Source organism: Sphingomonas sp. P4_G3, from assembly GCF_056401105.1.
Genome location: NZ_JBFUJZ010000001.1, coordinates 832466 through 844801, shown reverse-complemented (window position 1 = coordinate 844801; position 12336 = coordinate 832466). Strand labels below are relative to the sequence as shown.

Genomic DNA, 12336 nt, shown 5'->3' with positions numbered 1-12336 from the left:
AGGAGTTTAAGGAAGAACAATGATCCTTCTCCCCCTCCTTCTGCTCGCATCTGCCGCCGACCAAAAGTCGAGCGACAAGCTGCCGCCGGCCAACCCGCTACCCCCGCCCGTCAGCGAAGAAGGCCAGGTGATGGCGCCGATCAACGCCATGTTCGACGGCCTCGCCCGCCGCGATTCAGCGATCATCCTCGCGGCGATGCGGCCCGACGCCACCGCCATAGTCGCCGCGGAGAAGCCTGACGGCACGCGCAGCGTCCGCCGCCTGACCGGCACCGAGTTCGCCGCCGGCGTGAAGCCCGGCCCGGAACGGTTCGAGGAACGGCTGAGCGATCCCGCGATCGAGATCGATGGCGACATCGCGATGGTTTGGAGCCCCTATACCTTCCTGATCGACGGCAAGGTCCACCATTGTGGCGTCGACCATTTCGATCTCGTCCGCGAAAGCGGTTCGTGGAAGGTCGCCAATGTCACCTGGTCGAGCCGCACCACCGGCTGCGCCGCGCAATAGCCCGACCGCATCGTTTCCAAAGGAGCCGCGATGATCTTCCTTCCCCTGCTGCTCGCCGCCTCGGCGCCCGCCGCCGACAAGGCGCCCGCTCCCGTATCGGCGAGCGAGGCTGCCGCGGTGATGGCGCCGCTCAAGGCGTGGTTCGCGGGGATCGACGCGACCGATGCCAGCGCGATCCGCAACCAGATCCGGATCGATGGCGGCGGCGGCGCGACCATTGCTGTCAGCCGCCCTGACGGCACCAAATTGGTGCGCCACGTCACCTGGGAAGACTATCTGGCCAAGATCAAACCGGGCGAGCACCGCTATCACGAACAGTTCACCCCTAACCCGATGATCCAGATCGACGGCGATATCGCGATGGTGTGGGGCGACTTCACTTTGTCGGTCGACGGCAAGGTCGCGACCTGCGGCGTCGACCATTTCGACCTGGTGCGCGAGAATGGCGCGTGGAAGGTCCAGAACGTGACCTGGTCGCAGCGCACGACGGGGTGCCCGGCGACGTGATGATCGCGGCGTTTTTCCTCGGGCTTGCTCTGGCCATGCTCGATCCGGGACGAGCGGAGGTCCTCGCGGTCGTTGACGCTGCATTCGCGGGAATCGCTGCCAAAGACGAAGCGGCGATCCGCGCGCAACTGCGCCCTACTGGCACCGCGACGGTCATCATGGAAAAGGTCGATGGCAGCCGTACGGTGCGCAGCGTCGATCTCGCGGCCTGGGCCAGCGTTAATCCCGGTCCCGAGCGCTATAAAGAAGAGATGATCGCGCCGACCGTCGCGATTGACGGCGCGATAGCGACCGTGTCGGGGCGCTACATCTTCTCGACCGACGGCACCATACGCCATTGCGGCTACCAGCATTTCGACCTGGTACGTGACGCCGGCATATGGAAGATTCAGAACGTCACTTGGTCGGTCCGGACTTTTGGATGCGGCGCGACGCGCGCACGGAGAAAATGAGTTGCTGACCTCCCTCCTCATCGCCAATCGCGGCGAGATCGCCTGTCGCATCATCCGCACCGCGCGGGTGATGGGGATCCGCACGGTCGCGGTCTATTCGGACGCCGACGCCAGAGCGCTCCACGTCCGCCAAGCGGATGAGGCGGTGCATATCGGGCCCTCGCCCGCGCGCGAAAGCTATCTGGTCGGCGACAAGATTCTTGCCGCAGCGAAGGAGACGGGCGCCGAGGCGATCCACCCCGGCTACGGCTTCCTGTCGGAGAACGCCGATTTCGCGCAGGCGGTGAAGGATGCCGGGCTGATCTGGGTCGGACCCCATCCCGACAGCATCCGTGCCATGGGGCTGAAGGATGCCGCCAAGGAACGGATGATCGCCGCCGGCGTGCCGGTGACGCCGGGTTATCTCGGCGAGGATCAGCGCCCCGATCATCTCAAGGCCGAGGCCGACGCGATCGGCTATCCGGTGCTGATCAAGGCGGTTGCCGGTGGCGGCGGCAAGGGAATGCGGCGGGTCGAAGCGCCGGAGGAGTTCGCCGACGCCTTGCTTTCATGCCAGCGCGAAGCGGCCTCGTCGTTCGGCGACGATCGCGTGCTGATCGAGAAGTACATCCTCTCGCCCCGCCACATTGAAGTGCAGGTGTTCGGCGACAGCCATGGCAATGTCGTCCACCTGTTCGAGCGCGACTGCTCGCTCCAGCGCCGGCACCAGAAAGTGATCGAGGAAGCCCCCGCCCCCGGCATGGACGAAGACACGCGTGCTGCGATCTGTGCTGCAGCGGTCCGTGCAGCAAAAGCGGTCGATTATGTCGGCGCGGGCACGATCGAGTTCATCGCCGATGCCAGCGAAGGCCTGCGCGCCGACCGCATCTGGTTCATGGAAATGAACACCCGGCTCCAGGTCGAGCATCCGGTGACCGAGGAGATTACCGGCCAGGATCTGGTCGAATGGCAGTTGCGCGTCGCCTCGGGCGAAGAGCTGCCGCGAACGCAGGACGAACTCGAGATCAACGGCTGGGCAATGGAAGCACGGCTCTATGCCGAGGACCCGGCCAAAGGCTTCCTGCCGTCGATCGGCCGGCTCGAAGCGTTCGATCTGGGCGACGATGCTCGCGTCGATACCGGGGTCGAGCAAGGCGCCGACATCTCGCCTTTCTACGATCCGATGATCGCCAAGGTGATCGCCTGGGGTGAGGATCGCGAGGAAGCGCGAGAGCTGCTGGCCGACGCCTTGTCCGACGCGATCGTCTGGCCGGTGCGGTCGAATGCGGGCTTCCTGGTCGAAGCACTCGAGCATGAGGCTTTCGCCGAGGGGCATGTCGACACCGGCCTGATCGCGCGCGAGGGCGATGCGCTGATGCCGCCCGCTCGGCCGTCTGACGAAGCCTTGGCCGATGCCGCCGCCGCGCTGATCGGCGAGCTGCCGATGGCAGGGTTCCGCCTCAACGCTCAGGTGCGGCGTACCGACACCTTTCTGCTCGACGGCGCCACGATCGCGATCGAGCATGATGTGGCGGAGCCAGGATCCGAGGCAGTCGACAGTTTACTGATCGCCGAGGGCGGCCAGGTCTGGCAATTGACCATCTGGCGTGCGGCGGGCGGTACCGCGGGCGCCGCCGGCGACGGCGCGATCCTGGCGCCGATGCCGGGTCGGGTGATCGCGGTTGACGTCGCAGCCGGCGATACGGTGGCCAAGGGCCAGAAGCTGCTGACGCTCGAGGCGATGAAGATGGAGCACGGCCTGACCGCGCCATTCGATGGCCTAGTGGCGGAGTTGAACGCGGCGGTGGGATCGCAGGTGCAGGTCGATGCCTTGCTGGTCAGAATCGAGAAAACCTGATGAGCCCGCGCTGCGATGCCCCGGGCCGGACACGCACGATCGGCACCGCCGCGACCTTGCGATAGGTCGGTGTGAGGCCTAAGCGGCGGGCATGGCGAAGACCCATCGTTTCTTCTCGCACCACGCGCACGAATTTCTGCGCGTGGCCGCCTGCACCCCGGTGGCCAGTGTCGGCGACATCGCCGTCAACGTCCGCGAGACGATCGCGCTGGCGAAGCGCGGACACAAGGAAGCGTGCGATCTGCTCGTCTATCCCGAGCTCAATCTCACCTCCTACGCGATCGACGATCTGCATCTGCAGCAGACGATCCAGCGCGCGACCGAAGCGGCCTTAGCCGAAGTCGCGGCGGCGACCGCCAAGCTGCGGCCGGTGCTGCTGGTGGGCGCCGCAATCCCGCGCAATGGCCGACTCTATAATTGTGCGGTGGCGATCCATCGCGGCCGGATTCTGGGCATCGTGCCCAAGACCTTCCTGCCCAATTATCGCGAATATTATGAGAAACGCTGGTTCGCCAGCGGCGACGGCGTGGTGCGGACAGAGATCGACATTGCCGGGCAAGCCGGCGTGCCGTTCGGCACCGATCTGATCTTCGCCGCCAGCGACCTGCCGCATTTCATTTTCCATGCCGAGATCTGCGAGGATTATTGGGCGCCTGTCCCGCCTTCAACCTGGGCCGCGCTGGCCGGTGCGCTGGTCTGCTGCAACCTGTCGGCGTCGAACGTCCTGATCGGCAAAGAACGCCAGCGGATGCTTCTGTCGGGGTCGCAGTCCGACCGGGCAGTGTGCGCTTATGTCTTCTCCGCCGCGGGTCCAGGCGAAAGCACGACCGATCTCGCCTGGGACGGCCAGGGAATGGTGCACGAATTAGGCGAGTTGATCGCCGAGTCCGAGCGCTTTCCGGCTTCATCGGGACTGTTGGTCGCCGACGTCGATTGCGGACGGGTCCGGCACGAGCGAATGCGCAACAGCACGTTCGCCGACGCCGCGCGCTTCGCCGGTATCGACGACGCGGACTATCGCTTCATCGGCTTCGAGGCGAAACCCGATTTCGCCGATGTCGGTTTCAAGCGCGACGTGCGGCGCTTTCCGTTCGTTCCCAACGCGCCGGAGAAACTCGACGCCGATTGCTACGAGGCGTTCAATATCCAGGTCTCCGGGCTGATCCGCCGCGTCGAGGCGGCGCGCGCCAAGCGGCTGGTGATCGGCGTGTCGGGCGGGCTCGATTCGACCCATGCGCTGATCGTCGCGGCCAAGGCGATGGACCGGCTGGGCCGCTCGCGCGACCATATCCTGGGTTATACGATGCCCGGCTTCGCGACCAGCGAGGGGACCAAGTCAAACGCCTGGGCACTGATGCGCGCGCTGGGCGTGGCGGGCGACGAGATCGACATCCGACCCGCCGCGAAACAGATGCTCGAGGATATGCGCCACCCGTTCGCCAGTGGCGAACCGGTCTATGACGTGACCTTCGAGAACGTCCAAGCCGGCTTGCGAACCGATTATCTCTTCCGCCTGGCCAACCAGCATGACGGTCTGGTGGTCGGCACCGGCGACCTGTCCGAACTCGCGCTGGGTTGGTGCACCTATGGCGTCGGCGACCAGATGAGCCACTACGCGGTCAATGCCGGCGTGCCCAAGACGCTGATCCAGTTCCTGATCCGCTGGTGCATCCGCACCGACCAATATGATGCCGAGACCGACCGCGTGCTCGACGCGATCGTGGCGCAGGAAATCTCCCCCGAGCTGGTCCCCGCCGGCGCCGACGGCGCGATCCAGTCGACCGAGAGCAAGATCGGGCCGTACGAGCTCAACGACTTCTTCGTCCATTATATAGCGCGCCACGGCATGGCGCCGTCCAAGGTCGCGTTCCTGGCGCTGAAGGCGTGGGAAGATACGAGCGCGGGTCGCTGGCCACGCGATTTCCCGGCGGCCGCACGGAACGCTTACGACTTACCGACGATCCGCTTGTGGCTGGAGAAGTTTCTGTACCGCTTCTTCACGATCAGCCAGTTCAAGCGCTCGGCGATCCCGAACGGGCCGAAGGTTTCGGCGGGCGGAGCACTGTCCCCGCGCGGAGACTGGCGCGCGCCATCGGACGGCACCGCCCAGCCCTTCCTGGACGAATTGGCCGCGAACCTGCCCTGACGCGCATTTATGCCGTTTCAGCCGAGCTGAAACGGGAACGGTGCCGCCCTCCGCAGCCATTCCGACGATGCTGCGCATCGCCTGAACCTTGGGCTGCTCCGCCCGCTCCCCCACCCGGCCTCCCATAGAATATTCTGATTGGGAGGTCGGGTGGGGGAGCGGGCCGGCACCGCAACCGAAATTAGAGTCCGATCTGGAGCGTCGCGCGCAGCGAGATCGCGGCGCGGCTCTGTTGCTCCTCGGCACCCACTTCGCCGCCGATGCGGAAGCCGGGCGAACCGCCCGACGCGCGGAAGCGGCCGACCCAGCCATCGGTGCGCTTATCGGGGATCAAGGTGAAGGCCTGCCCGCCCGCGAAGTTCGCGGTGGTCGCGCCCAATTCGCCGCCGAGGATCTGGCGGCGGCCACCTTCGATCTCGGTGTGGAACCAGCCATCCTCGGTCGACCCGAAGGTGAGACCGACCGCCATCGTCGCGTTGGCGGCGAATTCGTCGCTGGTGCGCTTGGCGATCGACAAGTCGAATGCCTTGCCGCCGCCGGTCTCGGTATGGGCGTCTTCGTCCAGGCGGTAATAGTCGACCGACAGGATCGGACGGAAGGTCAAATGCCCGACCGCACCTTCATAGGATGCGCCGCCGGTGGCCGAGAGCATCTTGCCGTTCCACTTCGAACTGTTGCTCAGCGCAACCGCCGTGCTGGTGCCGTCATTGCCGCTGAAACTGCGCTCGCTGGCGAAATTGACGCGCGCCGCGGACACGCGAGCGAACGGACGCAGGCCGCTCCAGTCGCCGCGCCAATAAGCGGCGACTTCATACTGGTCCGACGACACCGTATTGTCGGTCCCGTTGTCGTTATCGTTACCGTGCAGATAGGCGAGCGACAGGCCGAAATTGCCGAGCTTGGTCTTGTATTCGGCGCCGCCGGACGTGCCCCAGCCGTTGATGTCGTAGGACGCGGTGTTGAGGAAGCTTTTCGATCCGCCATAGGCGACTTCCTCGAGCCAATACCCCCAATGCCCCTTGTCGACATAGGGCGCGCCGCCATCGGTCAGCATCCGACCGATCGCGCGCGATCCGGCGCTGACCGCCGCGAAGGTGCCGCCGGCATGGTCGGGCAGCATCTGGCGGATCGCGGTCTGGAACGCGGTGCCGTCGGTGATGTTGAGGAACGAATTCGCGACCTTGCTGTCCTGGCTCAGCGCGGCATAGATCGCGCCATAAGCAGCGGATCCCGAGCGGTTGAGGCCCAATTCGGTCGTCGTCTTGGCCGCGATGTCGATCGCGATCTGGTTGGCGGGACCGCCGGTCGCGATGCTGGTCTTGTACATATAAGGCAGCGAGACCGCCGAAGTCGTCAGGTTGCTCGCGCCGGTGACCGTGCCGGCGGTCAGGATGGTGTAATGCCCGGTCCCGGTGACGAGACCGGTCAGCTTGATCGCCAGCTTCGAATTGGCGTCGAAGCTTGCCGTCCCGGCGACGTTATACTGGGTAGCGGTGTTGGTCGTGGTGTTGACCGTGACGCCCAGCGTGCCCCCCCCGGTCACCGCCAGCGAGCCGATCGAGACCGGCGTGGTGCCCGTGTTGGTGAACTTGCCGCCATTGACCGTAACCGCGAGGCCCGAGGCATTGGCGAGCGTCCCCGCAAAGGTCGAGGTGCCGCCGATGGTCAGCGTGTCCGCGCCGCCGCCAAAGTCGACCGCGCCGGTATAGGCCGCCGTGCCGGCCAGGGTCATCGTGTCGTTGCCGGCGCCGAACGTGGCATTGCCGGTCATCGTGGCGTCGCCCGACATGGTGAGCAGGTTGTTGCCCGCGCCGAACGTGACGTTGCCGGCAAGCGAGCCGTCGCCCAGATCGAGCGTGTCGTTGCCGCTGCCGAGGCGGACGTCACCGGCGATCGACGGCGCGGTGCCGCTGGCGACGACGATCTGCTTGACCGTCGCGCCGCTCGTGTTGGCGCTGAGGTCGATCGCGATATTGCGGGTCGATGTCGTGTCGGCACCGCTCGCGGTGATCGCGCCGCCATTTTCGACCGAGGTCACGCTGCCCGATTTGTCGACGATCGCAGTCGCGCCGGCGGCGGTTCCTGCAACCGCCGAGATCGTGCCGGTGTTGCGGATCGAGGTCACATTGGCGCCGGCATCGACTACGATGGCCTGCGACAGCTGGCCAGCAGAGGACGCGCCGCTAGCGGTGATCTTGCCCGAATTGACGATGGTCGGGACCGTCGCGCCGGCACCGATACGCAGCGCCGTCGCATTCGCCGCATTGGCGGTCGCCGCGACCGTGCCAGTGACTTGCATGCCGTTGGTGACGGTGACCGCTCCGCCCAGCCCGCCGATCACGACGCCATTGGCGTTCACGCCGGCATAAAGCCCGTTGCCGCTCGCCGTGCCGTTGATGACGAGACCATAGCCGGCGGTGTTGGCGACGGGACCCAAGGTGACCGAATTGCCGACCGCACCGATCTGCAACGCGGCAGCCGATCCGTAGGAGGTGATCGCCGCCGAGCCTTCGTCGGCGTCGGGGATGCCGTCTTTGTCGGTATCGGGATCGGTGGTGCTGGTCGTCGGCGCGACGGCGAGGACGACGCCACCGCCGACATTGCCGGTGATCGAGACCGCGGGACCACCCTGGAGCAGGTCATCGGCGTCGAGTTTGCTCGGATCGCTCGGCACGGTGGTGTAGCGATAGCCCGTGCTGGAAATCGCACCCTGCAAGGTCAGCGCGCCCGAGACATTGCCGTTGATCAGCACCGCGCTTGACCCGCCGCCTTGCGCGGTGACCGTGCCGGCGATGCGCGCATTGCCGTTGATGTCCCCGGTCTTGACGCCGGCCGAATTGTTGCCCGTGACCGCGATCGTGCCGTCGGTCGACAAATTGCCGTTGAGCGCGCCGCCGAGCACGATGCCGTAGGAATTGTTGCCCTCGACAGTGATCGTCGAGCCCTTGGCGTTGGTGATCGCGCCGGTGAAGGCGCCGGCGGTGCGGATGCCGGCGCGCCCGGTGCCGGCGGCGAACGGGCCGTCGAGGTCGCCGTCATTGTCGGTATCGGTCGGCGTATAGGTCTCGTCGACAATGATCTTGCCGGTATTGTTGATCGAGCCGGTCACGCCGGCCGCGGCGCCGATGCCGGTCGCATTGTCCGAATTGGTGATCTGGATCGTGCCGGCATTGCTGACGCCGTTATTGCTGTCGATGGTGACCGCCGTGCCGCTGGTGACCGTCACCGATCCCGCCGAAGTGATGCTGACATCGGACGGCGCGCCATTGTTCGCGGTCGATGTCTTCACCGGCGTGGTGATCGCGGTGGAGATCGTGCTTTGCGCCGCGGCGGGAGTGGCGGCGAACAGAATGACGGGGGTCAGGCAAGTCGAAGCAAGCAATACGCGCATCTGAAGTCCCTTTTTCGGATGCCCGTTTGGGGAGGGTGGCACCCGTTCAAAGGCGATGACGGCGCAGACGCGGCGCAACCTTGGGGGTTAGGGTAAATTTTTCCTAGAACGCCGCGTCGAAGCCGATCCGCACCGTGCGCGGACGCAACGGCGTGATCTGCTGTTCGCTGAGTATCGCGAACGGCGTGCCCAGCGCGAAGCGGTTGCCCACTTCGTCGGCCAGATTGGTCACGCTGGCGGTCAGCGCGAAGCGATCAAACGACAATCGCGCCGAGATCCGCGTGTCGAGATAGTCGCCCTGTTCCGCCCCCAGGATCGGCCCGACGCCCAGCCGTGAGTGGCCGGTATATCGCGCCGATGCCGCGAGCGAGATCTGCGCCGTATCGGACACCGCGAATTCGTATTTCACCGCCCCGCGTGCGACGACATTGGCGATGTTGGGGACGCGACCATAAGTCACGGCGTCGGCGGCGACCGCATTGACGATGTGCGACGTCGCCGGCTCGCTGTTCGGGCCGGGAATGACGAAGCTGAGGAAGAACGGGCTGGGATTGACCACCTTGCTGTCGTTAAGCGAGACGCCGGCCTCCAGGCTCAACCCGGGCGCCGGGCGCCAATCGGCCGATGCCGATACCGTCCAGATCCGCCCGTCGCCGATATTGGCCGTGCTCGGCAATCCGCGCCCATCGATGAAATCCGCCTGGATGTTGCGCCACAAGGTCCGCGACACGCTCAGCGAGACGCCGATCGGGTCGATCCCAGGCACGCCATGCCGCATGCCGAACTCGAACGTCGCGGCGCGATCATTGCGGAACCGCCGGACGAAGTCGCCCTCGATCGCCAGCCCGCCGGGCCGGAAGCTCTCCTGATAGCGGGCGTAGAGCGTCAGCCGATCGAGCGGCGTCGCCGACAGCGCAAACGACGGCAGGAATGCGCTTTCCTCGCGTTCGGCCGTCACGTCGGCATTGAGCCGCGCGATCAACGGCACGACGTCTGCGCCCTCGCCCGTCAGCCAGACATGGCTGTAACGGCCGCCCCCGGTCAGCGTGAGTTTGGGCAGCAACTCTACCGACACTTCTCCATAGCCGGTCGCTTCGGTGATGCGATTGACTACGCCGGTGGCAGGGAGCGGCATGTCGGGATCGCCCATGGCACGACTGAGCTTGGTTGTGTTGCGCACGACGCTCATCCCGAAGACCCAGCCCAGGCCATCGGTCATCGGCCGCGACAGGCGGTTTTCGAACGAGAACAGGTCGGTATGGTTGTTCTGCTTGAACAGACGCTCGGGACCGTTGGGCTGGGTGGCGTCGTAGCGCTCGTCGAGCCGTTGCCGCGCAACGCCAAGCGACGAGACAAACAGCAGGCCACTGTCGAAGCGGCGGCTCGCGACCAGTTCGCCCAGTGCATAGGTCGCGTCGCTGCCCTGGGGCAGCCGGCTGTTGCGAGTCAGCGGCGGCGCGTCACGATCGGCATATTGGCTGTCGAGATTGCGCGTCTTCTGAAACGTGCCGCCTAGATCGATCATCCAGCCGCCGACCTTGCCGCGCACTGTCGCGCGCCCGCCAAAAATGTTGGAGCGGTTGATGTCCTTCTTTCCGAGCAGCGGGTTGTCGATATAACCGCCCTCGGTAATGCCATAGCCAAGCACGCGAATGCCCAGCGCATCCTCGGCGATCGGCAGGTTGAGCACGCCGGCGAGATCGGCGCCGGGCGCACCGTGCCAGGTCGCCGAGACGCCGCCGGTCAGCGACCCGCCTATCGTCGTCAAATCAGGCGTGTTGCGGATGATGCGGATGATACCACCGAGCGATCCGGCGCCGTAGAGCGTTCCTTGCGGCCCCTCGAGCACTTCAACCGAGCCGACATCGTAGAGCCGGAGGTCGGGATCGGGCGCATTGTAGGTCAGGCGCACGTCGCCGAAATATTGGCCGACGGTTGCCTGGGTCGGTCCGGTGAAGCTCGAATCGGCAATGCCGCGGATGAACAGCTTGTTGCGGCCGGCACCGAGATAGGTCGACGACACGGTAGCGACGCGCGAGATGATGGCATCGGTGCCATTGTCGGAGTCGCGACCCAGATCGAGGCCGCCGATCACGGTGACCGCGCCGGGGAAGCTCTGCAGCCGCGTGTCGCGCTTGCTCGCCGTCACGACGATGTCGTCCGCCGCTTGCGGCTGCGGCGCGGGTGTCGGCGACGTCGGACGCTTGATGGCGATGGCGCGAGCGATTGGCTTTGCCCTGGGCGGCGGCGCCGGGACGATCCGCCAGACTCCGGGCGCCGGCGATACCGCCCGAGCCGACGTCCCCTTCAGCAACAGCTGAAGCGCGCGGCCGGCGCCCATCGTGCCGCGCACCGCGGGCACGGGCCGTCGAAGCAAGCCGGGATCGTTCACCGCCACAACGATGCTGACGCGCGCCTGCGCACCGAGTGCCGCGATCGCTTGGCCGAGCGTCCCAGCGGGAATGTCGATCGCCTGATCCTTCGCCTCGGCCGGCGATACGATCAGACAGAGCCCCGCCAACGCCGCGGGGCCGGCGAAACCCCTCATGGTCCGGCGATCACCCACCCTTTGCCTGAACGGCGCACATTCGCACCGAGAAGGATACCAAGCCGCGCCATGGTCGGCTCGACGCCACCGTCGAGCCGCACGACGCCACGGAACGGCCGCGCGGCGGCGGCGTCGCTGACGCTGACCGGCACGCCGAGATTGCGCTGCAGGTCGGCGGCAACGCGCGACAGCGGCGCGCCGTCATAGAAGAGTTGGCCGCCGCGCCACGCGCCGACATCGGCCGGCCTCACCGCGCTCAGACGGCCGGTGCGCTGCCCCTTGGCGAGCGTGAAGCGCTGGCCGGCGGGCACGTCGATACCGGCCTTGCCCGGATCCACTATCACCATGCCTTCGCTCACGGCGAGATCGAGCGCCCCGCCGCCGGTGGTCACTTCGAATGTCGTCCCGGCGTCGACCAATGTCGCGTCAGCGGTCTCCAGTCGGAACGGGCGCGCGGGATCGTGCTTGACCGTGAACAGCGCCTGCCCGTGTTCCATCCGCGCGAACCGCTGATCCTTGCGGTCGAGTTGGATCCTGGTCTCGCCATTGAGCTCCAGTTTGGTGTCCGCGAGGACCAATGTGCGGCGTTCGCCTGCCGCGGTCTGCACCGAATAGAGATCGCGCGACGGCCAGGCGAGCCAGGATCCGGCAGCGACCGCGAGTGCGACCGAAGCCGCTATTGCGCCGCCCAGCCAGCGGCGACGCGACGGAACGATCGGCTCGTCGAGATTGGGCCCGGCCTCGGCCGGCCAACGCACCCCGGTCAGCAGCGCATCCAGGTCGCAGTCGGCGGCGGCGGTTTCGGAATAAGCGCGCGCATGCGCGACGTCCGCGGCGAGCCATGTCTCGAACGTTTCCCAGTCATCGAACGAGGGATCGCGCTGGCGGATCAGCCAGGCGATGGCTTCCTCCTCCATCTCGCGCGTCCAGTCGGTCATGTCCGCCTC

General features: G+C 66.3%; 8 protein-coding genes. 5 read left to right on the top strand and 3 right to left on the bottom strand.

Features of this window, described 5'->3' with window-relative positions; all coding sequences use genetic code 11:
• Positions 1-19 precede the first annotated feature (19 nt).
• The 5 genes from AC1DQQ_RS03990 to AC1DQQ_RS03970 all read left to right on the top strand — a co-directional run bounded on the left by AC1DQQ_RS03990 (position 20) and on the right by AC1DQQ_RS03970 (position 5450).
• Entirely contained in the window at positions 20-508 is a 489-nt protein-coding gene (locus tag AC1DQQ_RS03990) for a nuclear transport factor 2 family protein (protein WP_478044282.1), read from the top strand.
• 30 nt (positions 509-538) lie between these two features.
• Entirely contained in the window at positions 539-1015 is a 477-nt protein-coding gene (locus tag AC1DQQ_RS03985; RefSeq protein ID WP_478044281.1) for a nuclear transport factor 2 family protein, read from the top strand.
• Positions 1000-1467 (top strand): nuclear transport factor 2 family protein, encoded by a 468-nt coding sequence (locus AC1DQQ_RS03980; protein WP_478044279.1) that lies wholly within the window; start codon positions 1000-1002, stop codon positions 1465-1467. The genes AC1DQQ_RS03985 and AC1DQQ_RS03980 overlap by 16 nt, the downstream gene beginning before the upstream one ends.
• 1 nt (position 1468) lies before the next feature.
• On the top strand, positions 1469-3304 hold the full coding sequence (locus AC1DQQ_RS03975; RefSeq protein WP_478044278.1) for an acetyl/propionyl/methylcrotonyl-CoA carboxylase subunit alpha: 1836 nt from the start codon (positions 1469-1471) through the stop codon (positions 3302-3304).
• Positions 3305-3395: 91 nt separating this feature from the next.
• On the top strand, positions 3396-5450 hold the full coding sequence (locus AC1DQQ_RS03970; protein ID WP_478040523.1) for an NAD(+) synthase: 2055 nt from the start codon (positions 3396-3398) through the stop codon (positions 5448-5450).
• Between the two features lie 181 nt (positions 5451-5631).
• On the opposite strand, the gene AC1DQQ_RS03965 is transcribed toward AC1DQQ_RS03970, so the two are convergent.
• From AC1DQQ_RS03965 to AC1DQQ_RS03955, 3 genes are all read right to left on the bottom strand, one after another.
• On the bottom strand, positions 5632-8841 hold the full coding sequence (locus AC1DQQ_RS03965; RefSeq protein ID WP_478040522.1) for an autotransporter outer membrane beta-barrel domain-containing protein: 3210 nt from the start codon (positions 8839-8841) through the stop codon (positions 5632-5634).
• Between the two features lie 103 nt (positions 8842-8944).
• Positions 8945-11389, bottom strand: a complete 2445-nt coding sequence (locus AC1DQQ_RS03960; protein ID WP_478040521.1) for a TonB-dependent receptor — start codon at positions 11387-11389, stop codon at positions 8945-8947.
• On the bottom strand, positions 11386-12327 hold the full coding sequence (locus AC1DQQ_RS03955) for a FecR family protein (RefSeq protein ID WP_478040520.1): 942 nt from the start codon (positions 12325-12327) through the stop codon (positions 11386-11388). Before AC1DQQ_RS03955 ends, AC1DQQ_RS03960 begins: the two co-directional genes overlap by 4 nt.
• Positions 12328-12336 lie beyond the last annotated feature (9 nt).